Origin of the sequence: Vibrio sp. VPAP30 (genome assembly GCF_001188205.1) — a bacterium.
In the GTDB taxonomy this organism is placed as follows: Bacteria; Pseudomonadota; Gammaproteobacteria; order Enterobacterales; family Vibrionaceae; genus Vibrio; species Vibrio bivalvicida.
Genome location: NZ_LBLS01000010.1, coordinates 1 through 24,585, shown reverse-complemented (window position 1 = coordinate 24,585; position 24,585 = coordinate 1). Strand labels below are relative to the sequence as shown.

Annotated in this window: 22 protein-coding genes, 1 tRNA gene and 1 rRNA gene; 10 read left to right on the top strand and 14 right to left on the bottom strand. The window is 45.9% G+C overall.

Annotated elements, in window-relative coordinates:
* Window positions 1–172: 172 nt before the first annotated feature.
* From cysE to epmA, 5 genes are all read right to left on the bottom strand, one after another.
* Entirely contained in the window at window positions 173–994 is an 822-nt protein-coding gene (gene cysE / locus ZX61_RS01635) for a serine O-acetyltransferase (protein WP_049842985.1), read from the bottom strand.
* Window positions 995–1,055: 61 nt separating this feature from the next.
* On the bottom strand, window positions 1,056–2,087 hold the full coding sequence (gene gpsA, locus ZX61_RS01630; protein WP_049842984.1) for an NAD(P)H-dependent glycerol-3-phosphate dehydrogenase: 1,032 nt from the start codon (window positions 2,085–2,087) through the stop codon (window positions 1,056–1,058).
* A gap of 172 nt (window positions 2,088–2,259) precedes the next feature.
* Window positions 2,260–2,727 (bottom strand): protein-export chaperone SecB, encoded by a 468-nt coding sequence (secB, locus tag ZX61_RS01625; RefSeq protein ID WP_004743280.1) that lies wholly within the window; start codon window positions 2,725–2,727, stop codon window positions 2,260–2,262.
* 158 nt (window positions 2,728–2,885) lie between these two features.
* Complete coding sequence (locus ZX61_RS01620; protein WP_049842983.1) at window positions 2,886–3,320, bottom strand: rhodanese-like domain-containing protein; 435 nt, start codon at window positions 3,318–3,320, stop codon at window positions 2,886–2,888.
* A gap of 288 nt (window positions 3,321–3,608) precedes the next feature.
* Window positions 3,609–4,580 (bottom strand): elongation factor P--(R)-beta-lysine ligase, encoded by a 972-nt coding sequence (gene epmA / locus ZX61_RS01615; RefSeq protein ID WP_049842982.1) that lies wholly within the window; start codon window positions 4,578–4,580, stop codon window positions 3,609–3,611.
* 403 nt (window positions 4,581–4,983) lie between these two features.
* Between epmA and frdA the strand changes: the two genes are divergently transcribed.
* The 4 genes from frdA to frdD are packed head-to-tail and all read left to right on the top strand — an operon-like array spanning window position 4,984 to window position 8,367.
* On the top strand, window positions 4,984–6,828 hold the full coding sequence (gene frdA / locus ZX61_RS01610) for a fumarate reductase (quinol) flavoprotein subunit (protein WP_049842981.1): 1,845 nt from the start codon (window positions 4,984–4,986) through the stop codon (window positions 6,826–6,828).
* Window positions 6,828–7,592, top strand: coding sequence for a succinate dehydrogenase/fumarate reductase iron-sulfur subunit (locus ZX61_RS01605; RefSeq protein WP_049842980.1), 765 nt, complete (start codon window positions 6,828–6,830; stop codon window positions 7,590–7,592). Before frdA ends, ZX61_RS01605 begins: the two co-directional genes overlap by 1 nt.
* 1 nt (window position 7,593) lies before the next feature.
* Entirely contained in the window at window positions 7,594–7,977 is a 384-nt protein-coding gene (gene frdC, locus ZX61_RS01600) for a fumarate reductase subunit FrdC (protein ID WP_049842979.1), read from the top strand.
* A 12-nt stretch (window positions 7,978–7,989) separates the two neighbouring features.
* Window positions 7,990–8,367 (top strand): fumarate reductase subunit FrdD, encoded by a 378-nt coding sequence (gene frdD, locus ZX61_RS01595; RefSeq protein ID WP_049842978.1) that lies wholly within the window; start codon window positions 7,990–7,992, stop codon window positions 8,365–8,367.
* 62 nt (window positions 8,368–8,429) lie between these two features.
* On the opposite strand, the gene hslU is transcribed toward frdD, so the two are convergent.
* The 5 genes from hslU to priA all read right to left on the bottom strand — a co-directional run bounded on the left by hslU (window position 8,430) and on the right by priA (window position 14,812).
* Window positions 8,430–9,764, bottom strand: coding sequence for an HslU--HslV peptidase ATPase subunit (gene hslU, locus ZX61_RS01590; RefSeq protein ID WP_049842977.1), 1,335 nt, complete (start codon window positions 9,762–9,764; stop codon window positions 8,430–8,432).
* A 52-nt stretch (window positions 9,765–9,816) separates the two neighbouring features.
* Window positions 9,817–10,359, bottom strand: a complete 543-nt coding sequence (gene hslV, locus ZX61_RS01585; protein ID WP_049842976.1) for an ATP-dependent protease subunit HslV — start codon at window positions 10,357–10,359, stop codon at window positions 9,817–9,819.
* A 224-nt stretch (window positions 10,360–10,583) separates the two neighbouring features.
* Complete coding sequence (gene ftsN / locus ZX61_RS01580) at window positions 10,584–11,126, bottom strand: cell division protein FtsN (protein WP_049842975.1); 543 nt, start codon at window positions 11,124–11,126, stop codon at window positions 10,584–10,586.
* A 118-nt stretch (window positions 11,127–11,244) separates the two neighbouring features.
* On the bottom strand, window positions 11,245–12,252 hold the full coding sequence (gene cytR, locus ZX61_RS01575; RefSeq protein WP_049842974.1) for a DNA-binding transcriptional regulator CytR: 1,008 nt from the start codon (window positions 12,250–12,252) through the stop codon (window positions 11,245–11,247).
* Window positions 12,253–12,610: 358 nt separating this feature from the next.
* Window positions 12,611–14,812, bottom strand: a complete 2,202-nt coding sequence (gene priA / locus ZX61_RS01570) for a primosomal protein N' (protein WP_049842973.1) — start codon at window positions 14,810–14,812, stop codon at window positions 12,611–12,613.
* A gap of 283 nt (window positions 14,813–15,095) precedes the next feature.
* Here priA and rpmE point away from each other — a divergent pair, with 283 nt between their 5' ends.
* Both rpmE and ZX61_RS01560 read left to right on the top strand, forming a co-directional pair.
* Entirely contained in the window at window positions 15,096–15,314 is a 219-nt protein-coding gene (rpmE, locus tag ZX61_RS01565; protein ID WP_004743259.1) for a 50S ribosomal protein L31, read from the top strand.
* Window positions 15,315–15,570: 256 nt separating this feature from the next.
* Window positions 15,571–16,848, top strand: a complete 1,278-nt coding sequence (locus ZX61_RS01560) for a malic enzyme-like NAD(P)-binding protein (RefSeq protein ID WP_049842972.1) — start codon at window positions 15,571–15,573, stop codon at window positions 16,846–16,848.
* Between the two features lie 92 nt (window positions 16,849–16,940).
* Here the strand turns inward: ZX61_RS01560 and metJ are convergent, their stop codons facing one another.
* Entirely contained in the window at window positions 16,941–17,258 is a 318-nt protein-coding gene (gene metJ, locus ZX61_RS01555; RefSeq protein WP_004743257.1) for a met regulon transcriptional regulator MetJ, read from the bottom strand.
* 219 nt (window positions 17,259–17,477) lie between these two features.
* Between metJ and ZX61_RS01550 the strand changes: the two genes are divergently transcribed.
* The 3 genes from ZX61_RS01550 (at window position 17,478) to metF (ending at window position 22,171) form a co-directional block, all read left to right on the top strand.
* Complete coding sequence (locus tag ZX61_RS01550; RefSeq protein WP_049842971.1) at window positions 17,478–18,644, top strand: O-succinylhomoserine (thiol)-lyase; 1,167 nt, start codon at window positions 17,478–17,480, stop codon at window positions 18,642–18,644.
* Window positions 18,644–21,055, top strand: a complete 2,412-nt coding sequence (locus ZX61_RS01545) for a bifunctional aspartate kinase/homoserine dehydrogenase II (protein WP_049842970.1) — start codon at window positions 18,644–18,646, stop codon at window positions 21,053–21,055. The genes ZX61_RS01550 and ZX61_RS01545 overlap by 1 nt, the downstream gene beginning before the upstream one ends.
* 225 nt (window positions 21,056–21,280) lie before the next feature.
* Window positions 21,281–22,171 (top strand): methylenetetrahydrofolate reductase, encoded by an 891-nt coding sequence (metF, locus tag ZX61_RS01540; protein ID WP_049842969.1) that lies wholly within the window; start codon window positions 21,281–21,283, stop codon window positions 22,169–22,171.
* A gap of 66 nt (window positions 22,172–22,237) precedes the next feature.
* Here metF and zapB read toward each other — a convergent pair whose 3' ends face one another.
* The gene (zapB, locus tag ZX61_RS01535) at window positions 22,238–22,480 is read right to left on the bottom strand and encodes a cell division protein ZapB (RefSeq protein WP_049842968.1); all 243 of its coding nucleotides are present in this window, start codon (window positions 22,478–22,480) and stop codon (window positions 22,238–22,240) included.
* 313 nt (window positions 22,481–22,793) lie between these two features.
* On the opposite strand from zapB, the gene glpX reads away from it, so the two are divergent.
* Window positions 22,794–23,801 (top strand): class II fructose-bisphosphatase, encoded by a 1,008-nt coding sequence (gene glpX, locus ZX61_RS01530; RefSeq protein ID WP_049842967.1) that lies wholly within the window; start codon window positions 22,794–22,796, stop codon window positions 23,799–23,801.
* Between the two features lie 425 nt (window positions 23,802–24,226).
* On the opposite strand, the gene ZX61_RS01525 is transcribed toward glpX, so the two are convergent.
* Both ZX61_RS01525 and rrf read right to left on the bottom strand, forming a co-directional pair.
* Window positions 24,227–24,303 (bottom strand) — tRNA-Asp (locus ZX61_RS01525).
* A 31-nt stretch (window positions 24,304–24,334) separates the two neighbouring features.
* Window positions 24,335–24,450: ribosomal RNA gene (rrf, locus tag ZX61_RS01520) — 5S ribosomal RNA — on the bottom strand.
* Between the last annotated feature and the right edge of the window lie 135 nt (window positions 24,451–24,585).

Genomic DNA, 24,585 nt, shown 5'->3' with positions numbered 1-24,585 from the left:
GGCTTGGTGTATTGCACTAAGCCTTTTTTCTTCTAGGTCATCCTCAAGGACGAGTGAGTTGGGGATCTCTTCTAGCGAGTTGAGAACCGTAAGAGATTCCCTACTCGCTCCTTCGTCACTCTACGGAATGACAAACTCTCTTCCTCCCGAAAGACGAAGTCCGTTCTAGCTTTTAGATCCCATCCCCACCAATAAAGCTTTGTGAACGACCATTAAATTGTTGGTCCATATCCAAAGATGGCTTATCGGTCTTAGGCCTGCCAACAATCTTAGCCGGAACCCCTGCCACTGTGGTATGAGCGGGAACAGCTTGAAGTACTACTGAACAAGAGCCAATCTTAGCCCCTTCTCCAACTTCAATATTACCGAGAATCTTAGCTCCAGCACCTATCATTACACCTTCGCGGATTTTCGGGTGACGGTCACCGCACTCTTTGCCTGTACCACCTAGGGTGACATCTTGGAGAATCGAGACATCATTCTCAACAATTGCGGTTTCACCAATAACGATACCAGTAGCGTGGTCTAACATAATGCCTCGACCAATCTTAGCTGCAGGGTGAATATCTACCTGACACGCGACCGAAATTTGGTTTTGCAAATACGTGGCAAGAGCAATACGACCTTGCTTCCAAAGCCAATTAGCCACTCGATAGCCCTGTAAGGCATGGTAACCTTTCAAATACAGCAATGGCATAGAATACATTGCGACAGCGGGGTCTCGGTTAACCGTAGCACAGATATCACAAGCCGCAGAAGCACTAATACTTGGGTCAGAGTTTAGGGCTTCTTCAACCACTTCCCTGACTGCCATCGCTGGCATCGACACCGTATTAAGTTTATTCGCCAGAATATAACTTAACGCCGCGCTCAAACTATCATGCTTAATGATGGTCGCATGATAGAAGCTTGCTAACATTGGCTCTTGCTCAGAAAGCTCTCTTGCTTCCTTAACAATGGTTTGCCAAACCTTCTGTTTCTCACAATGTTTCATGAAATATCCTAGTACTGAATCCCTAGTATCTAGATACAAAGTCCAGTGTTGCTGTTGTCTTCTATGCTTCCGCTTTCTTATCGCGAGCGAGCAAATCTTTCGCTGCTAAGTTTGCATCCTTCCCTTGATACAATACTTGATATATTTGGTCAACAATTGGCATCTCAACACCCATGCGCTCTGCCAATAAATACACCTCTTTGGTATTGCGATAACCTTCAACAACCTGGCCAATGTCATCTTGTGCTGTATCGACATCTTTGCCCTGACCTAGTGCTAAGCCAAAGCGGCGATTACGAGATTGGTTATCGGTACATGTCAGTACCAAATCACCTAATCCTGCCATACCCATAAAGGTTTCTGGCTGTGCACCTAACGCAGCACCCAAACGGGTCATCTCTGCTAAACCGCGAGTGATCAAAGCCGTACGCGCATTGGCACCAAAACCGATACCATCAGACATACCTGCGCCAATCGCAATCACGTTCTTCACTGCACCGCCTAATTGCATACCGATGAAGTCACTGTTTGCGTAGACACGGAAAGTTTTGCTGCAATGGATTTTTTCTTGTAGATCAGCCACAAAGTCGTTGTCTGGTGACGCAACAGAAATCGCTGTTGGCATTCCCATTGCGAGCTCTTTCGCAAACGTAGGTCCAGACAGAACCGCCAATGAGTGTCCCTCGCCTAAGGCTTCATTTGCAACGTCTTTAAGCAGGCGACCCGTTTCAGGTTCTAGTCCTTTGGTTGCCCAGCAAATACGTGAATCGTCTCTTAAATGTGCTTTCACATTATTTAGCACAATACCAAATACATGACTTGGTACCACAACCAGCAAATCACGACTGGCTTGAACCGCTTTTTCTAAGTCAGATTCCACAATCAATGATTTAGGAAACTCAATTCCAGGTAGAAACTCGTGGTTGGCACGATCTGCTTCCAGACGAGCCATATGCTCAGCTTCATGGCCCCAAATTACTACATTGGCACCATTACGTGCTAAAGAGATGGCAAGCGAAGTACCGTAGGAACCGGCACCAAGTACGGTCATTGCAATTTCTTTCCCGTAGGCATTGTTGGTCTTATCTTTCATTATTCCGCCTGATTGTCATTAGGGTGACTAGAATCTTGCCGCTAACTATTAGTATTGCTACTAAATATCAGTGGCAAGAATCCAATCCTATAAACAAAAAATGCACATCGCATCAAATAGAGACGCTCTGTGCATTTTATACCGCACCTCTGTTACACAGAGGAATCAGTCATTACGCTTCAGCTTCACCTTCTTGCTGAGCTTGCTGCTGTAGGTAGTTCATAAACAGAGCATCAAAGTTAACTGGTGCAAGGTTTAGTTGTGGGAACGTACCTTTAACCACTAGGCTTGAGATAGTTTCGCGAGCGTAAGGGAATAGGATGTTCGGGCAGAATGCACCTAGACAATGCGCTAGTTGGCCAGCTTCCATCTTATCTGCAGTAAAGATACCACCTTGTTGCACTTCACATAGGAACGCAGTCTCTTCAGCGTTCTTAACCGTTACTGTCAGACGTAGAACAACTTCGTATACGCCTTCACCTAGTTCACGGCTTTGAGTATCTAGATCTAGCTTAACATCTGGGTTCCACTCTTTTTGGAACATGTCTGGTGAGTTTGGTGCTTCGAAAGATACGTCTTTAAGGAAGATACGTTGAATTGCGAAGTTTTGTGCTTCTTGTTGTGGTGCTGCTTCAGCCATTTTAAAAATCCTTTAATCCTGCGATAAATAGTCTGATTGGAGACTAACTGAGAGAGCTTGCTATGACTAGGGTTCCAATGAATTTCGTGGAACTCTTCACATCTCTCTAAAACAAACGCCGATTTTTCAATCAGCGTTTAAGGCATTTGGTGTTTGAATTACTTCTTACCTTTCACTAAAGGCATGTTTGCTTCACTCCAAGCAATCAAACCATTTTTAAGCAGACTTACATTTTCAAAGCCCGCTTTAGCAAGAAGGTTAGCGCTCTCTTGAGCCGTTTGACCTGTCTTACACACTACAATGATTGGGTCTGATTTGTGGTTTTCAAGGCTTCCGAAGTTACCTGCTTTGATATCAGACGGCAAAATGTGAAGTGCATCGGTAATGTGTCCTTTACGGAACTCATCTTTACTGCGGATATCAACGACTACACCACTTTGATGGTTCATTAGCTGAGTAGTCTGTGCTGCAGTGATTTCTTTGTATGCAGCTGTCGTTGATTTAACGATATTCATGATAAGGGCGACTAGTAGACCAACCCATACCAGAGATAAAATCATGTTCTCTTGAAAAAATGCGATGTACTCTTGCATGTCCTGTGCTCTTTGATAATAGAGCTGCCACTTCAACAATGAAGGATGTATTCCCAAAATAGTTGGAGTTGCAGCTAGGCGACAAGCCAATTCAGCCCTATGAGCATAGTAGTCCTATGTGATTAGGGCGGCCGGCGATCCGGTGAATTGGCGTAGTCAACAACGCTGCTGCTTCAACAATGAAGGGAATTGCAGCTCTAGACTAAAAATTCAGATTGGAAGTATAGCGAGGTTAAGATGCCTACGCGAGTCAATTACACTCAGAATAAGAATCTGTTGCACATTTCCTTACGCTATCGGAAACGGAAACGCCGTGACCTGATCAATATGCTCGCAGCCGATCGCTAGCATGATTAAGCGATCAACCCCTAGTGCCACACCTGCACATTCAGGTAAACCTGACTTGAGTGCTGCGATTAAATGATGATCGATCGGTTGAGGACATAGTCCCATCTCAATGCGCTTGGCATTATCTTGTTCAAATCGCTTGAGTTGTTCTTGCGGATCATCAAGCTCATGGAAACCGTTCGCTAGTTCTATGCCTTTAAAGTAAACCTCAAAGCGATCGGCAACACGTGAGTCTTGCTGATTGATCTTAGCCAGTGCCGCTTGGGAAGCCGGGAAGTCGTAAACAAAAGCCGGGGCACTTTGGCCTATCTTACCTTCGACACCAATACTAAATAGTAGTTGAAGCAAGGTATCACGGTCTTCCTCTGGCTGCGCAATATCACTTAAGCCTAGCTTCTCGGCTGCTAGCTTTAGCTCTGCCATTGTGCCTTCTAATGGGCAGACGCCAAGTAAATCAATAAAAGCTTGTTGGTAGGTCATTCGCTCCGCTTGACCACATTCAAGAACGACTTGCAGTAAAGCGTCCATTTCATCCATCAGTTTATGGTGATCAAAACCGACTCGGTACCATTCCAACATGGTGAACTCTGGGTTATGGAAACGGCCGTTCTCTTCGTTGCGAAACGCTTTGTTTATCTGATAAATACAACCACTACCCGCTGCCAGTAGTCGCTTCATATGAAATTCAGGGCTAGTCATTAAATAGAGTTTACTGCCATCCGCATATCCCGGACCTATAAACTCGGTCTGAAAAGTATGTAGGTGAATATCCGTCACTGTCGCATGGCTCATGGCCGGAGTATCGACCTCCAGCACGTTTCGCTCAGCAAAGAATTGCCGTATCTGCGCAAGCACATTCGCGCGCTGTCTAAGTTGCTTTATCGACGCTGTGGGCTGCCACTGATCACTCATAACTCAAATCTCACTGCTTTATCTGGCTGAGAAAATATCAAGTTTCCTGCTATTTGCCTAGCAAATTACCACCGAGCAACAAGCTTACAAATGAAGCAAGATTTCAACGTATTACAGAACATTAATTCGCCTAGCCTGTATTAGATATTGCCCAAGCTAATGTCATGTAACAGCGCCTTAACAAACCTCTACTATCTACTGCTCTATCAATCATTTCTTGCCGTGATTGCAATCACATAACCTATATTTTTTATGCTCTTGAATGCATTACCGGAGCAAAAACCTAAATACATCAATTTTTCTGCAAACTAGCTCTTCTACACTAACCCTACCACTTTTGGGGAATTACCCCATTTAACTATAACAAGCGGATTACTCCGCAAATTCACACTGGAGGATAACTGTGCAAACTATCACCACAGATATCGCAGTCATCGGCGCAGGCGGCGCTGGTCTTCGCACTGCTATTGCAGCAGCTGAAGCAAACCCTGATTTAGAAGTCGCACTCATTTCTAAAGTTTATCCAATGCGTTCTCACACGGTCGCAGCGGAGGGTGGCTCGGCAGCAGTTATCAAGGATGAAGATAGTCTAGACAACCACTTCAACGACACTGTTGGCGGTGGTGACTGGCTATGTGAACAGGACGTTGTTGAATATTTTGTAGAAAACGCGACTCGCGAAATGATCCAAATGGAGCAATGGGGCTGCCCATGGAGTCGTAAAGAAAACGGTGAAGTCAACGTACGCCGATTTGGTGGTATGAAAGTTGAGCGTACATGGTTCGCGGCTGATAAAACTGGCTTCCACATGCTTCATACCCTATTCCAGACATCAATGAAGTACGACAACATCAAACGTTTTGATGAGTACTTTGTGGTGGATCTGCTTGTCGATGAAGGCGAAGTGCAAGGTCTTATCGCTATCCACATGTCAGAAGGTGAACTCGTTACAATTAAAGCCAAGTCTGTTGTTTTAGCAACAGGTGGCGCAGGTCGTGTTTATCACTGTAATACTAACGGCGGTATCGTAACCGGTGATGGCATGGCAATGGCTTACCGTCATGGCGTACCTCTACGTGATATGGAATTCGTTCAGTACCACCCAACTGGTCTTCCAGGTACAGGTATCCTGATGACCGAAGGCTGTCGTGGTGAAGGCGGTATCATCGTTAACAAGAATGGCTACCGTTACCTACAAGACTACGGCATGGGCCCTGAAACTCCAGTTGGCCAGCCAAAGAACAAATACATGGAACTCGGTCCTCGCGACAAGGTTTCACAGGCTTTCTGGCACGAACAGCAGAAAGGCAACACCATAAAACATCCTCTAGGTGATGTGGTTCATCTAGACCTTCGCCACCTTGGTGAAGAGTACCTGCAAGAGCGTCTACCGTTTATCTGTGAGCTAGCGAAAGCATACGTTAACGTTGACCCTGCGAAAGAACCAATTCCAATTCGCCCTACCGTTCACTACACCATGGGTGGTATTGAAACTAACGGCGAATGTGAAACGCGCATTAAAGGTCTATTCGCGGTAGGTGAATGTGCTTCTGTTGGTCTTCACGGCGCTAACCGTCTAGGTTCTAACTCACTGGCTGAGTTCGTGGTATTCGGCCGTGTTGCTGGTGAACAAGCAGTGAAGCGTGCAGCGGAATTCAAGGGCTGGAACGAAGAGTCTATTGCAGCTCAAGTCAAAGATGTTGAGCAGCGTATCGCTGCATTAATGAACCAAGAAGGCGATGAAAACTGGGCAGATATCCGCACTGAAATGGGTCATACCATGGAAGCGGGCTGTGGTATCTACCGCCAAGAAGATTTGATGCAAGCGACCATTGATAAAATCACTGAGTTGAAAGAGCGTTACAAGCGCATCAGCATCAAAGATAAAGGCAAAGTGTTCAACACTGACCTTCTGTACGCTATTGAAGTGGGCTACGGCCTAGAAGTGGCAGAAGCTATGGTTCACTCTGCAATTCTGCGTAAAGAGTCTCGTGGTGCCCATCAGCGTCTAGACGATGGCTGCACTGAACGTGATGACGTTGAGTTCCTTAAACACTCTCTGGCTTTCTTTAAGCAAGATGCCGCACCAAATATCGACTACAGTAAGGTGACCATCACTAAGTCACAGCCTAAAGCTCGTCTTTACGGTGAAGCAGCTGAGAAAGCAGCCGCTGAAGAAGCAGCTGAGAAAGCAGCCGCTGAAGAAGCAGCGCAAGCGGCGCAAAAGAACGCAGAGGAGCAAGCATAATGTCAGCAAATCGCATCCAAAAAGTAGAGGTTCTGCGTTACGACCCAGAGAAAGACGCGGAACCGCATTTTCAAACCTTTGAGGTTCCGTTCGATGAAACCATGTCGACCTTAGATGCACTCGGCTACATCAAAGATAACCTAGACAAAGACCTTTCATACCGCTGGTCTTGCCGTATGGCTATCTGTGGCTCGTGCGGCATCATGGTAAACGGCGTACCTAAGCTGGCATGTAAGAGCTTCTTACGTGATTACCCGAATGGCGTGAAGATTGAGCCACTGGCAAACTTCCCGATTGAGAAAGACTTAATCGTTGATATGACGCCGTTCATTGAGCGTCTTGAAGCGATCAAACCTTACATCATTGGTAACGATCGCAAGCCAGAAGATGGTACTAACATTCAAACGCCTGAGCAGATGGCTAAATACAAGCAGTTCGCTGGCTGTATCAACTGTGGTCTATGTTACGCAGCTTGTCCGCAGTTTGGCCTCAATCCTGAGTTCATCGGTCCAGCTGCACTTACGCTAGCGCATCGCTACAACCTCGATAGCCGCGACAATGGTAAATCTGAGCGTATGGAACTCATAAATGGTGAAAACGGTGCATGGGGCTGTACCTTCGTTGGTTACTGCTCAGACGTATGTCCGAAGAACGTAGACCCAGCGGCAGCGGTAAACCAAGGTAAAGTTGAGTCATCTATGGACTTTGTGATTTCAATGTTCAAGCCTGATGGCACTCCAACAAAAACAGCAGAGGAGGCGTAAGATGAGCAACCGTAAACCTTACGTTCGTGAAGTAAAGCGAACTTGGTGGAAGAACCATCCGTTTTACCGCTTCTACATGCTTCGTGAAGCAACTGTACTGCCATTGATTCTTTTTACTATTTTCCTAACTTTCGGTTTGGGTTCTTTAGTGAAAGGTTCTGAAGCTTGGCAAGGTTGGCTAGAGTTTATGGCAAACCCTATCGTAGTAGCGATTAACATCGTTGCCCTGCTTGGTAGCCTGCTTCATGCTCAAACTTTCTTTAGCATGATGCCTCAAGTAATGCCAATTCGCTTAAAAGGTAAGCCAGTGGATAAGAAGATCATTGTGCTAACTCAGTGGGCTGCCGTGGCATTTATTTCACTAATCGTCTTAGTCGTGGTGTAAGGAGCGTAAACGATGAAACCTAATTACTCTGTAGATAGAGCTCCTAAACGTTCTGATGAGCCAATCTGGTGGGGCCTATTTGGCGCTGGCGGCACTTGGTTTGCGATGATCACGCCGATTACTGTGCTTGTACTGGGTATCTTAGTACCACTTGGTGTAATTGACGCGCAAGCATTGAGCTACGAGCGTGTGGCAGATTTTGCTACGAGCATTATTGGCGCACTGTTTATCATTGGCACGTTAGCCCTACCAATGTGGCATGCCATGCACCGTGTCCATCATGGTATGCACGACCTGAAATTCCACACGGGTTTGGTCGGCAAGATCGCTTGTTACGCCTTTGCAGGTCTGATTTCTGTACTCGCAGTGATTTTTATCTTTATGATCTAATCACTAACCTGTAGATAAAACAAAGCCCGCTCAATTGAGCGGGCTTTATCTTTTTAGTTCGATTACAGGATAAAACGACTTAGATCTTCATCTTCAATCGTATCTCCAAGCTTGCCTTTCACATACTCAGAATCAATCGTAAGCTTAGAGCCAGCTTTATCCGTAGCTTCAAACGAGATCTCATCCATCAAGCGCTCCATTACTGTGTGTAAGCGGCGAGCACCGATGTTTTCTGTTGTCTCATTCACTGTCCAAGCAGCTTCTGCGATCTGGGTAATACCATCTTCGGTAAACTCAATATGAACATCCTCTGTCTTCATTAGCGCAATGTATTGCTCTGTCAGTGACGCTTTAGGCTCTGTCAGGATGCGTTTGAAGTCATGACTTGAAAGCGCTTCTAGCTCGACACGAATTGGCAAGCGACCTTGCAGTTCAGGGATCAGATCAGATGGCTTAGCTACTTGGAATGCTCCTGAAGCAACAAATAAAATGTGGTCTGTTTTTACCATGCCATGCTTAGTTGAAACCGTGCTACCTTCAATAAGTGGTAGTAAGTCGCGTTGTACACCTTCACGAGAGACATCAGGGCCAGAACTTTCACCACGCTTACAAATTTTGTCGATCTCATCGATAAATACGATACCATTGTTCTCAACGTTAAAGATCGCTTGCTCTTTCAGCTCTTCTTGGTTTACGAGTTTCGCTGCTTCTTCTTCCGTCAGTGCTTTGAATGCTTCTTTGATCTTCAACTTACGCTTCTTCTTGGTGTCACCCGCTAAGTTTTGGAACATACCTTGAAGTTGGTTGGTCATCTCTTCCATACCCGGAGGAGCCATGATCTCAACACCCATTTGCGGCGCAGCGACATCAATTTCGATCTCTTTGTCATCTAATTTGCCTTCACGCAACTTCTTGCGAAAGGTTTGGCGCGTATTTGAAGTACTTTCATCTTGCTGTTCGTTTTGTCCCCAAGCATCACGTGCTGGCGGCAATAATGCGTCCAGAATACGCTCTTCAGCTTGCTCTTCTGCGCGAAATTTTACTTTTTCCATCGCTTGTTGATGAGTCATCTTAATCGCTACATCGGTTAGATCGCGGATAATAGTCTCCACTTCCTTACCCACATAACCTACCTCAGTAAATTTAGTCGCTTCGACCTTGATGAAAGGTGCATTTGCCAATTTCGCTAAGCGGCGAGCAATTTCAGTTTTACCTACACCAGTTGGGCCAATCATCAGAATATTTTTGGGCGTCACTTCAACTCGCAAACTCTCTTCAAGCTGCATACGGCGCCAACGGTTACGCAGGGCAATGGCCACTGAACGTTTCGCATTTTCTTGACCAATAATATGGCGGTTCAGTTCATGGACAATTTCGCGTGGAGTCATTTCAGACATAGTCAATTTCCTTAAATTCTTTAGCTACTATCTTTGCTTATTCAGCCTTTAGTTACTCTGCTTGAGTGGCCGGAATTTCTAGTTCTTCGATAGTGTGATGATGGTTAGTGAATACGCAGATATCACCAGCAATTTTGAGTGATTTCTCAGCGACTTCACGCGCATCTAGTTCGGTATTTTCGAGGAGTGCGGTGGCTGCTGCTTGGGCGAAATTACCGCCAGAACCAATAGCAATCAGATCGTTTTCAGGCTGCACTACATCACCATTACCAGTAATGATCAATGATGCAGTCTCATCGGCAACCGCCAATAGCGCTTCAAGTTTGCGTAACGCCCGATCGCTACGCCAATCTTTAGCTAGCTCTACAGCCGCCTTAGTCAGGTGGCCTTGGTGCATTTGCAACTTGCTTTCAAACTTTTCAAACAGCGTGAAGGCATCTGCTGTGCCACCAGCAAAGCCAGCGAGAACCTTGTTGTTATACAGGCGACGCACCTTACGAGCATTGCCCTTCATTACTGTGTTACCCAAAGATACTTGTCCATCACCAGCGATGACGACTTTGTTATTACGACGTACAGATACAATGGTAGTCACGAGTAGGGCCTCATAGTTGTTTTAATCTCAGTGTTAAGGATTATATGAGGTTAAAGATAGAGGAATTCAAGGGGCGGGATACGGGATGCGGGATGCGGGATTTTTTATCCTTTCCATAGCGAAGCGTTCCATAGGACGTAGTCCGTTCCTGTTATCCACAAGCAGAGCGTTCCATCAGCGCAGCTAATAAAAAACGAACCCATCAGGGTTCGCTTTTAATATTCTTACTGCGTTTCTTTCCAAATCGCACACGGCTCAATCTTGGCTCGTTGCAATTTATGCTTATCACGTTCTGCATCACGTTTAAACTTGTAAGGACCGAGTACTACGCGATACCAACTGCTACCTTCTTTCTTACGAATCTTACTGTTGATGCCTTGGAAAGCGATATCTAGCTTGCGCGTTTCAGCTTGCTGCGCCGTTTTATAGGCACCACACTGCATGATATAGGGGATATCTGAGACTACCTGCTCTTTGGCTTTTACCTCAACCTCGCGACTTGGCAAGGTGTCTACATAATCCCACTTCTCTTCTGGAGGTGGTGGCAGTTTCGCTTGTGGCTTTGGCTTCGGTTTTACTGGCTCAGCAACTGGTACAGGTGGTTCTGGGTCATTACTGAGAATATACAACCCATAGCCAAATACGCTCGCCAGTAAAATCGCCAATAAACCACTGCGCCATGGTTTACGACGTGGGGTAGACTTTTTCTTCGCAGGCTTGCGGCTACTTCCGCCACGGCCTCTTTTTACGTAATCTCGATTCGCCACTAGTTAACATCAATACCATCAATTACCACTGCCGATATGTTAATGCAGATTGTTGACTTATGACAGAGTAGAAATGGAAGCGGCGCATCAAAAATGCGCCACTAGTAAAGGTTAGACTCTAAAGTACTCTTGGTGGCGCAGCACTTTCACGCACCACTAACTTAGTTTCAAGCAACCTTGAACCAGCACGAACATCATGTCCACGTAGCAGCTCAAGCATCATCAACATTGCCTGACGGCCAATTTCATAACGCGGCTGCGAAATGGTCGTTAACGGCGGATCGCAGTATTGAGCAAAGTGAATATCATCAAACCCTACAATGGAAAGGTCTTGAGGAACACGTAAACCTAACTTCTTCGCTTCTTGAATAGCGCCAATGGCCATTGCATCGTTGTGGCAGAACACAGCGGTTGGCGCATCGGGGAGTGCTAATAGTTGGCGAATCGCTTTGGCTCCAGCTTCAAAGGTGAAATCACCCAACGTACAGTAATTAGGGTTCATTGCAATCCCTGCACGGCGTAGTGCTTGCTGGTAACCTTGATGACGGAACTGACATAGCGCTGCTGTTTCAGGACCGGAGATTTGCGCAATACGCTTGTGCCCCATCTGCGTCAGGTAGTTGACCGCTTCAAATGCCGAGGTCAGGTTGTCGATATGTACTGTTGGTAATTCAAGTTCTGGTGCAAATTCACAGGCCATAACCATGGGGGGTAAGTTCTTTTGTTCTGGCTTGCTGACATCAAAGGGCAAATCAGTGCCAAGCAGCAGCATACCATCGGCTTGCTTTGTAAATACCAGGTTTACAAACGAGCTTTCGCGCTTTTTCTGCTGCCCGCTATCGCCAAGTAAAACGATGTATCCATGTTCCATTGCCGCATCTTCAATTCCTCGAATGATCTCTGTGTAGTAAGGATCACAAATATCAGGAATGATAGCGATGATTGTTTTTGATTCGTTGCGACGCAAATTGCGCGCCAACGAGTTTGGTGAATAACCAGCTTCTAAAACAGCATCTTCGACTCTTTTCCTTGTCGCTGACGATACCTTTTCTGGATTCATTAGCGCTCTAGACACTGTCGCTGTTGAAACTCCCGCAAGCTGGGCAACATCCTTCATTGTCGCCATATTTAACTAACCCTCTTCATTTCCAAATTGGTAGCTCAAACGCCACCTAAGCCTCAGTTGAAATGCATCTCATCGGTTGAACGGCCAAATTGATGTCGACTTGTAGGCTAAAAAATACCTATCTTCTCATTTATCGGCACTGAGCAAACGTTTAACTCACACACAGTGGTCTGAGAGCAACATATTGCACAAGAACTAGTTTATTCATTTCAAAACACAAAGTTACGGGAGATTTAACAAAATGGGCAGTTAATAAGAGATCTGAATCACAAATAAATGAAAAAGGTGTGAATGTGAATAATCTCAATAGCTAACTACCGCAATTACTCATACGAAATGAGGTTCACTCTTTAACTCGCTAACTCAGATCTTGTGGCTCAATATCTAAGCTCCAACGCACTTTCTTCGCATTCGGCAACATTTGAATAGCAGGCTTAGCACTAGCAAGTAGTTTTTGCATAACAGGACGACTCTGTGTTTGCAGCAGCAATTGCCAACGGTATTTCCCCGCACGTTTTGCTAGCGGTGCAGGAGTTGGCCCAAGCACTTGGCAATAGTCATCAAACAACGGATGGGCTTCAAGAGTATGGCGGACTTGGCGCAAGAACTCCTCGACGAGTTGTGATTGATTGGCTTCCGCTTTAAACAAAGTCAGAAACGAATAAGGCGGTAACTGGGCTAGCTTACGCTCTTGTAAGGCCGTTTCTGCAAAGTGGCGGTAACTCTTAGTAAGAAGAGCTTGTAAAAGGCTATGCTCAGGGTGGTGGGTCTGCAAAACAACCTCACCCGGCTTACTTGCTCGCCCTGCTCGGCCTGCAACCTGAATAAATAGCTGAGCTAAGCGTTCAGAGGCGCGGAAGTCACTACTGTAGAGTGAACCATCGATGTCCAGCAGCGCCACCAGCGTTACGTCTGGAAAGTGATGACCCTTTGCTAGCATCTGGGTACCAATCAATATCTGGTACTCACCATTACGAATCGCTCCTAGTGCGCTCTCTAGACTGCCTTTACGACGAGTGCTGTCGCGATCAATACGAATGGTTTTATATTCTGGAAATAACTCTGCGAGTTGCTTTTCGAGCTGTTCTGTCCCAACTCCTACCGTGACTAAGTGGGTCGAACTACAACCCATACATTGATGAACGATCGGCTGTTGTGAACCACAGTGGTGACAGCGAATTTCATTGCTACTCTGGTGATAGGTATAGTAAGCATCACAGCGTTGACATTCAGCAATCCAGCCACATTCGTGGCACATCAAAGCAGGGGAAAATCCGCGTCGGTTTAAAAACAGCATTACTTGGTTGCCTGCCTTTAAATGGCGTCGCATTTCAGCAATCAGTGGGGCGGAGAGACCACTTTCTAGGTATAGCCCTTTAACATCGAGGACTTTGTTGGTCGTTGGCGTCGCCGCTCCCGCTCGAGAAGAAAGCACTAGATGATGGTATTTACCACTTAAAGCATTGTGCAGAGTTTCTAAAGCTGGCGTGGCTGAGCCAAGTACAATTGGGATCTGTTCTTTATTAGCTCGCATAACAGCAACATCTCGCGCATGGTAGCGCAGACTATCTTGCTGCTTATACGAAGCATCATGTTCTTCATCAACAATAATAATGCCTAGATTGGCAAAAGGCGTGAGCAGTGCAGAACGAGTACCAATGACAATACCAGCCGCATTGTCACGCGCGCTCAGCCAAGCGTTAAGCCGCTCAGTATCGTTTAGGCCTGAATGTACTACCTCAACTGGGACATTAAAGCGCTTTCTAAATCGATTGATGGTTTGCGGCGTTAGACCAATTTCTGGCACAAGTACCAAAGCTTGTTTACCTTGTTCAAGCACTGGCTTAATTAGGTTGAGGTACACCTCAGTTTTGCCTGAACCTGTTACTCCTTCGAGGAGATAGCACCCAAACCCTTCACTGCTGTTGACCGTCGCAATCGCAATCGCCTGCTCTGAATTTAGTTTGGGCTTCTCAACATCAGCTTCAACGTTATGTTTCCACTCCCGAATCACTGGCTTGTTTTCTATTGATTCTATCCAACCTTTTTCCACCAGTGTCTTTAAGACCGAGGAACTGACCTCCTCATCGACAAAACGTTGATGTGGCATTGAGCCTGGCTCAAGCATATGCATCACTTTAGCTTGCTTAACCGCTCGCCCAAATCCTTGCATCAGTTGATTGCGGCCATTTGTAGTCAACTGCCACTCCACCAATGCGGCAAAATCAGCCGTTTTACCTTTGCGCAGCGCACTTGGCATGGCATTAAACAAGGTATCCCCAAGTGGGTACTGGTAAAACTGACTGCACCAAAACAGTAGCGAGTAGAGTTTTTCTGGCCAAACAGGCTGACTATCAAGCACTTGCTTAATTGGCTTGAGTTTATCAAGGCTAAACTCAGACTCATTGACTAAAGCAGTCACTACGCCAACCAAGGTTTGACGCCCGAAAGGCACAGATACTCGCCCACCAACAATAGGAAATAAGTGGCTAGGAATCTGATAGTCAAACTGTTTATCAAGTGGCACAGGCAGCGCCACGCGCGCAATTGTTGGTCGCATAATAGGCTATACAGCTCAATGAAAGGTTACGTAGGCTAGTCTAAGGGAAAAGCCTAGCAGTGGAAAGAGAAGGTGATTTTAGCCTCAAGAATAACTTAGGCTAAAAAAGTAGCAATTCCAGACCTAAATTGGTTGATCCTAAGTCAGCTATTCATTACTATATCGCGCCTTAGTGATATGGCTGGCTCTAGAGCAGCGGTATCCAAAAAGGTTTTTTATTAACTACGTGTGGTGTCCGGCTTAGAATCGGATAGCGACACGGCCTATATTTAGAGGTTCTCCCATGAAAGCTGGTATCCACCCAGAATACAAAGCAGTAAAAGCGACTTGTTCTTGCGGTAACTCTTTTGAGTTCAACTCAACTCTAGCTAAAGAGTCTATCCACCTAGACGTATGTGACAAATGTCACCCATTCTACACTGGTAAGCAACGTATCGTTGATACAGGCGGCCGTGTTGATCGCTTCAACAAGCGTTTCGGTGCTCTATCAAGCAAGAAGTAATTTCTTCTTAGCCGAATCTAAAAAGGACGCCCAGGCGTCCTTTTTTGTTACCTGTCACTCAAGCAATAGCCATTTTGCAGAGTAATCTATTATTAATTTTGATATTCGCTAGCCATATCTCTGTTCATCTGGTCTTATCTCCAGTCATTTACTACTTTTTATTGCTTTGGCTCGCATTCCGACCTAGGCAGCTTGACTTAGTTACTCTAGAATGGATTCCCCCTTTCCATATAATTATTAATGAGTACCTACACCTATGTCAGACGACAATCGCCAAGAAGTATCCCCTGAAGAACAATTTCGTCAGCAAGCATTGGACTACCATGCTTACCCGACTCCGGGTAAAATTGAAGTTGCGCTGACAACACCAGCAGAAACAGCCAAAGACCTTGCTCTTGCTTATAGCCCTGGTGTTGCAGAACCAGTACGTGAAATCGCACAAAATGCTGACAACGTCTACAAGTACACGTCAAAAGGCAACATGGTTGCGGTTATTTCAAACGGTACGGCGATTCTTGGCCTTGGCAACTTAGGTCCTCTAGCTTCTAAACCTGTAATGGAAGGTAAATCTCTACTTTTCAAACGCTTCGCTGGTTTAGACTCGATCGACATTGAAGTAAAACACCGTACTATAGAAGAATTTGTCGATACTGTTGCTAATATCGCCGATACTTTTGGTGGCATTAACTTAGAAGACATCAAAGCACCAGACTGTTTCGAAATTGAAAAGCAGCTAATTGAACGTTGTGACGTTCCGGTATTCCATGATGACCAACACGGTACGGCGATTGTTACCGCAGCGGGTATGCTCAATGCTATTGAACTTCAAGGAAAGAAGTTAGAAGACGCCACCATTGTGTGTCTTGGTGCGGGGGCAGCAGCAGTAGCGTGTATGGAGCTACTGATAAAATGCGGTGCTATGCGTGAGAAAATCTACATGCTTGACCGTAAAGGGGTTATCCATACTCGTCGTGACGACCTAAATGAATACAAGCAGCTATTTGCCAACAATACCGACAAACGCACATTAGAAGACGTGATTGATGGTGCAGACCTATTCCTTGGTGTATCAGGTCCCAACTTACTCTCCCCAGAAGCACTAGCTCTAATGGCAGACAAACCGGTTGTATTTGCTTGTTCAAACCCAGATCCAGAGATCAAACCTGAACTCGCTCACGAAGTACGCAGCGATCTGATCATGGGTACTGGTCGTAGTGATTACCCTAACCAGGTTAACAACGTGCTATGTTTCCCATTCATCTTCCGTGGTGCGCTAGACGTGCGCGCAAGTGAAATTAACGATGAAATGAAACTTGCAGCCGTAGACGCTATTCGTCTGCTAGCAAAGGAACAAGTGCCAGCAGAAGTGCTGTCGGCTGCCGGAGTTGATGCGCTGTCATTTGGTCCTGGTTACATCATTCCAAAACCAATGGACCCACGCCTGCTGCCACGCGTTGCTAAAGCCGTTGCTCAAGCAGCTGTTGATTCAGGTGTCGCTCGCATTGAGATGCCAGAAAACTATATGGCTGAGTAATCTGACCAATGATGAAAAAACCGCTGTCTTAACAGCGGTTTTTTTGAATTTCAATTTCGTCAGCGTGCGAAAATTTGGTGCGATTATTTTAATTATTCGTCGAAAGATTCGAACTCAATGCCCATCTCTGTCATCAGTTTTTTCACTTCAGCAGGAAGATCGTCCGGGCGGTCTTTACGTAAATCTTCGTCGGTCGGCAGTGGCTGCCCGGTATATGCATGCAAAAAAGCTTCACACAATAGCTCACTGTTTGTTGCGTGGCGCAGGTTATTAATCTGACGACGTGTACGCTCATCAGTCAAAACCTTTAATACTTTCAATGGAATAGAAACTGTAATCTTTTTTACTTGTTCGCTTTTCTTTCCATGCTCAGCATATGGGCTAATGTATTCGCCATTCCAATCTGCCATTGCGCACCTTTCGTTATTTTTTATGGTTGAAAATAGAATCCCCAATTTTAGCGGTATTTATAGCCACAAGCAAAGACATACGGACGTCTAGAAGTGTTGACGGCCACAAAAATGACAAGTAAAGTGGAAAGGTATGGGATAGGAATAACATATATCTAACACGATAAAGGTATAGCGTATTCCCAAATAGAAGTCACTAAAGTTCGAAAGGAAACACTTATGAGCACCCGCAAACCAGCCACAATCGCGGTACGTACTGGCATCGAATCTGACACCCAGCATCACGCTGTTGTTCCACCGATTTACCTCTCGACTAATTATGGCTTTCCTGCGTTTGGGGATGTTCCTAAATATGATTACACGCGTTCAGGTAACCCAAACCGTGGGCTGCTAGAAACAGCGCTGTTTGAACTAGAATCCGGCAAAGGTGCCGTAGTGACTAACTGTGGCACTTCGGCTTTGAACCTATGGGTATCAGCTTTCTTAGGTCCAGATGACTTAATCGTCGCTCCTCACGACTGTTATGGTGGTACCTATCGCCTATTTAATACTCGTGCTAATAAAGGTGACTTTAAAGTTGAGTTTGTCGATCAGTCAGATGAGCAAGCGTTGAATGCTGCCATTGCCAAAAAGCCAAAACTTATCCTGCTAGAAACGCCATCTAACCCGCTAGTACGCGTAGTCGACATTGCCAACGTATGTGAAAGTGCAAAACAAGTGGGATCTCTGGTCGCTGTCGACAACACCTTTTTGACACCTGTGTTCCAAAAACCTTTAGACCTCGGCGCTGACTTCGTTGTTCACTCAACAACCAAGTACATCAATGGTCACTCAGATGTTATCGGTGGGGTCATCATTACTAAAACCGAAGAACATGCAGAAGAGCTCGCTTGGTGGGGAAACTGTATCGGTGCGACAGGGACACCGTTTGATAGTTACATGACACTACGCGGCATCCGTACTCTGGGTGCACGTATGAAGGTGCATGAAGAAAGCTCTAGTCAAATTTTAAGCTTCTTACAGACGCAAGAGTTAGTCGGTCGTATCTATCATCCGAGCTTGCCGGAGCACCCAGGTCATGAGATCGCCAAGAAACAACAGTCAGGCTTTGGTTCAATGCTAAGTTTTGAGTTTGCAGGCAGCTTTGAACAGCTTAAATTCTTTGTTGGTGAGCTAGAACTTTTTTCTCTTGCCGAATCTCTCGGCGGAGTTGAAAGCCTAATCTGTCATCCAGCGTCCATGACACACAGGGTGATGGGCGAAGAAGCCCTTACCGAAGCAGGTGTCTCACAGCAATTGCTGCGCCTATCTGTCGGGCTTGAAGATGCCGATGACTTAATTGCTGACCTTGAACAAGCTTTTTCGAAAGCTAAGGAAGCCTTCTAATGTCTACTCAGCGTCAACTACATAAATTTGGTGGAAGTAGCCTTGCTGACCCTGAATGCTATCGTCGTGTAGTCGATATCTTAAAAGAATACTCCCAAGCCGAAGATCTGATCGTGGTTTCAGCAGCAGGCAAAACCACCAACCGTCTGATCACCTTTATTGAAGCACTTAGCAACGATGGACGAATCGCCCATGAAGAGCTTCAAGCATTGCGTCAATTTCAAACCGAGCTGGTTGAGGCGCTCATTGAAAGCGAGGAAAAAGAGCAGTTACTTGCAATCTTAAACGATGAATTCAGCACTTTAGGCGAACTTACTTACCCACTTAATAATGCTGAAAAAGCCGCTATTTTAGGTCATGGCGAGGTTTGGTCGTCACGCTTATTGGCTGCTCTGCTCAATCAACATGCTTTACCTGCTGTCACCCAAGATGCACGTGCATTCCTGCGTGCAGAAGCAGGCACTCAACCTGAAGTCGACTTTGGAGCTTCTTACCCACTGATTAAAGAAGTCTTAGTCCAGCATGCCCAGCACAGAGTCGTGATTACTGGTTTCATGGCTCAAGATGACCAAGGGCATACGGTTCTCTTAGGTCGTAATGGTTCAGACTATTCGGCAACCGTTATTGGTGCTCTTGCAGAAGCATACCGTGTGACAATTTGGAGCGATGTAGCCGGCGTATACAGTGCAGACCCAAGATTAGTCTCTGATGCCTGCTTATTACCGTTGTTACGTTTAGATGAAGCCAGTGAACTCGCAAGGCTTGCTGCACCAGTGCTTCATAGCCGAACGCTACAGCCTGTTGCTCAGAGCGCTATGGACTTACACCTACGCTGTAGCTACCAGCCTGAATCTGGTTCAACACGCATTGAGCGTGTTCTCGCGTCTGGTCGTGGTGCAAAAATTATCTCCTCACTCGATGAAGTACTGCTAATTCAATTATATTTCACCTCTGGTCATGACTTCCAGCGAGTTGAAAGTGAAGTACTTGCAAGCCTCAAGCGTGCACAGCTTGTGCCCCTTGCCTATGAGTCTCAACCCGATCAACAATGTCTCCGCCTAGCTTACACAAGTGAAATTGTCGGTGGTGCTCTAGAGTATCTGCAAGATGCGGCAATTGAAGCGGAAATAAAGCTTAGAGAAGGGTACTCAATGGTAGCTGCAGTCGGGGCTGGCGTGACCAAAAATGCCAACCACTGCTACGGCTTTTACCAACAATTGAAGTCTTCACCTGTCGAATTTATTTCCGAGTCATTGTCTGGACTTAGCTTAGTTGCCGTTTTACGAACAACCGATACAAAGCCCTTAGTAAAAGCCATTCATAGCCAATTGTTTCAAGCCCAGAAACGTGTTGCGATTGCCTTGTGTGGTAAAGGCAATATCGGTTCAAGCTGGTTGGAACTGTTCACCGAACAAAAAACTGAACTCGAAAAGCGTCATGGTATGAACTTTGAGTTAGTGGCCGTGATAGATAGCCAAACTTATTGGTTCGACCCTAAAGGAATAGATGCAAGCCAAGTCGGCGCTCATTTCGACGACGAAGCGATTAGCCATGAAGGAAGCGACTGGATTGAAAAGCTCGGTGCCATCCAAGGTTATGATGATCTTGTTGTTTTGGATGTCACCGCTAGTCAAACCTTGGCCCAGCGTTACATAGAAATTGCAGAACAGGGCATGCACCTTATCTCGGCCAATAAAGTCGCGGGTTCAGCCTCTAGCCAATACTATCATCAGGTTCAAGACGCCTTCGCTAAGATCAATCGTCACTGGCTTTACAACGCAACAGTTGGAGCAGGGCTGCCAATTAACCACACGGTTCGAGACCTACGTGAAAGCGGCGATGACATTATCGCGTTATCAGGTATTTTCTCAGGCACCCTCTCGTGGCTATTTCAACAATACGATGGCAGCGTTCCTTTCGCAGAACTGGTAGACCTAGCGTGGCAACAAGGTTTAACGGAGCCCGACCCTCGAAGTGACTTAGACGGTTCAGACGTTATGCGAAAATTGGTAATCTTAGCCCGTGAATCTGGCCTCGCACTTGAACCGGAAGCGGTAAAGGTAGAAAGCCTAGTACCTGTAGAGCTCTCTAAGCTATCCCTAGATGAGTTTTTAGATAGGAGTACACTACTTAGCGAACTTCTTGCAGAGCGCCTTGAGAAAGCACAACGCGAAGGCAAGGTGCTTCGTTATGTGGCTCGTTTAGAGAAAAATGGCTCTTCGACTGTGGGGGTTGAAGCGTTGAGTAAAGAGCACGCTCTCGCCAACCTCTTACCGTGTGACAATATATTTGCCATCGAGAGTAAGTGGTACAAAGACAACCCGCTAGTAATCAGAGGGCCAGGTGCAGGCCGAGAAGTCACCGCTGGCGCGATTCAATCTGATTTAAACTTACTTTCAAGCTTACTGTAATCAATAAGGGCGCTCCAACCTCAGCGCCCTTTTCACTACCTTATCCACCTATATGAACTAACTTCAACTAAACTTGAAACCATCTCATGATTAAGTTGAAAAATATTCATAATCACATTATTGACATTAAATCGTATTCATTACATTCTGTAGACATATAGACGTCTAAACGTCGGTTGAAAATTTAGAGCTTTATCGGCACAAGGTGGCCACAGGGAGAGTAAGATGGGATACACACATGCGAGTCATATCGACGCCTTAAATCAGAATATCGCCGAGCTGTCTGACAATATCAATGTGTCATTTGAATTTTTTCCACCGAGCAGTGAAAAGATGGAAGAAACACTTTGGAACTCGGTGCATCGCCTTAAAACTCTGCAACCGAAATTTGTCTCTGTAACCTATGGTGCAAACTCGGGTGAACGTGATAGAACGCATTCAATTATCAAAGAGATAAAAGATCAAACAGGTCTAGTTGCGGCACCCCATCTAACTTGTATTGATGCCTCTCGTGAAGAGCTTATTCAAATAGCCGACGACTACTGGGCAAATGGCATCCAAAGCATCGTAGCACTGCGTGGAGACATCCCACCAGGTGGCGGTAAACCCGATATGTACGCGTCTGATCTCGTAACCTTGCTAAAAGAGCGCCATAATTTCGATATTTCAGTCGCAGCTTTCCCAGAAGTTCACCCTGAAGCCAAAAGTGCTCAAGCTGATCTGCTTAACCTAAAACGCAAGGTCGATGCAGGAGCCAACCGCGCAATTACCCAGTTCTTTTTTGATGTTGAGAGTTACCTACGTTTTCGTGATCGTTGTGTCGCTGCGGGAATTGATGTCGAGATCGTGCCGGGAATTTTACCAGTTTCAAACTTCAAGCAAGCATCGCGCTTTGCGGCGCAAAACAACGTAAAAGTTCCAGGCTGGATGGCAAAACAATTTGAGGGACTTGATGATGACCCAACGACTCGGCAACTAGTGGGAGCCAGTCAAGCTATCGATATGGTACGTACACTCAGTCGTGAAGGCGTTAAGGATTTCCATTTCTATACCCTAAACCGTGCTGAAATGACCTACGCTCTATGCCACACCTTAGGCGTTCGCCCTAAAGCTTAACATTCACTTCCATTAAAAAGCGAAAAGGCTGAACCTTAGTTCAGCCTTATCAAATATAAGTAGCAATTACTCTACTTCATCCATCTTGCCTAGCAGGTTACGGATGCGCTCTTGCCAAGCAGAATGCTCTTGCTGCATCTGTTGAGCTTTCTGCTCTAGCTCTTCACGATTGTTACGCAATTCACTTGCTTCTGTCGCCAGTTGCTCTTTCTCTTCTTTTAGTTCTTCAACTTCCATTTGTAGAAGAGCAATTGTATCTACTGCAGTTTGGATTTTTGCTTCTAGTTGTTCTAATACTTCAAAAGACATCTTAGCCTACCTATCTATTATTCGGACAAGGTTTTGGTCACCTATGTTCCAAAACCATTTGTAACCATTCTACTCAGCCGAGAGCGGATAAACACGCCCTATATTGTAGTTTTTTTGCCATTCGATTAAAAAAACAGCGCAAATTGACAATAGCTTTACATCTCTCAAGCAAGCGGCATCTATTTAATAATTTAACCCGTTAGATTGATCCAGTTCAATGGCTGTTTGAGCAAAAAAGCAAACGTTTCCTTTATGATGTGATAAGATCCGCCCGTTTTTGTTTTTCTCTCTTTCCTACTACTTTGGAGTCTTCATGAAACGCGATTTAGCAATGTCATTTTCTCGAGTTACCGAGGGGGCAGCTCTAGCAGGTTACAAATGGCTTGGCCGCGGCGATAAGAACGCTGCTGACGGTGCTGCCGTTGAAGTGATGCGTAGCTTACTTAATAAAACTGAGATCAGCGGAGAGATCGTAATCGGCGAGGGCGAGATTGATGATGCACCAATGCTATATATCGGCGAAAATGTCGGCATCGGTGGAGACGAAGTAGATATCGCGGTCGATCCAATTGAAGGCACTCGCATGACTGCAATGGGGCAATCTAATGCTCTAGCTGTGCTTGCCGCAGGTGAAAAAGGCAGTTTCCTTAAAGCGCCGGATATGTACATGGAGAAGTTAGTTGTAGGTCCTGGGGCAAAGGGCTGTATTGATCTCAACAAACCGTTAAAGGAAAACCTAGAGAATATCGCGCAAGCGCTTAACAAGACTCTAGATACACTTGTGGTCATTACCCTTGCAAAGCCTCGCCATGATGCTGTTATCGCAGAAATGCAGGCAATGGGCGTACGCGTTTTTGCAGTGCCAGACGGTGATGTAGCAGCGTCTATCCTTACTTGCATGCCAGATAGCGAAGTGGATGTAATGTACTGTATTGGCGGTGCCCCAGAAGGTGTGGTTTCAGCAGCAGTAATCCGTGCGCTAGATGGCGATATGCACGGTCAATTGCTCCCTCGTCACGAAGTGAAAGGAGATAGCGAAGAAAACCATATCTATGGCGCTGCAGAGCTTAAGCGCTGTGAAGAGATGGGCGTCAAGGCGAATGTCGTACTAAAAATGGAAGATATGGCGCGCAGCGATAATGTCGTCTTCTCTGCAACTGGCATTACCAAAGGTGACCTACTTGAAGGTATCTCTCGTCAAGGCAATATCGCAACTACGGAAACCCTGTTAATCCGTGGTCGATGCCGAACTATTCGCCGTATAAAATCGACTCACTACCTAGAGCGTAAAGATCCTGAAGTCAGAGATATTATTCTTTAACAAGCAAGTATCAAAGTGATAGAAGGTCAGCAGTTGCTGGCCTTTTTTGTTTAGGATGCGGGAAGGGACTCCGTCCTACGGAGAACTGGAAAGCGATAGAAGGGTGGATACCTAGAGTGTCACTATCCTTTTTATTACTGTCATCCTCACTCCCCCGTCACTCTATGGAATGACCGAAGCTATAGAGATTGTAGACTTGTATGATCAGCTCTTTTGGGAGCCCGGTAATTCAGTTCATTGTAAACCATCGGCTCTATCAGCCAACACTCACCTCTCGCAGGGCGAAGCCCGTTCTCGTATCTCGAGTGAAACGTTCCCGAGGACGTAGTCCGTTCCACTTCCCCTAAAACGCAAGAAGCCCGTTGCGTTAGCAGCGGGCTTCTAAAACGACAAAACCCAGTCCGAAGACTGGGTTTTTAAATAAGTGGCGGAGCGGACGGGACTCGAACCCGCGACCCCCGGCGTGACAGGCCGGTATTCTAACCAACTGAACTACCGCTCCGCACTGGTTAGACACTAAGTCTAAATTTAAAGCCTGGCGATGTCCTACTCTCACATGGGGAAGCCCCACACTACCATCGGCGCTAATTCGTTTCACTTCTGAGTTCGGCATGGAATCAGGTGGGTCCAAATCGCTATGGTCGCCAAGCAAATTCTTTAATTCGGAAAGCTGTTTTAAGTTCTTAACACATTCAATCTGTTCTTGCTTTGAGTCCATCAAAACCCTTTGGGTGTTGTATGGTTAAGCCTCACGGGCAATTAGTACAGGTTAGCTCAACGCCTC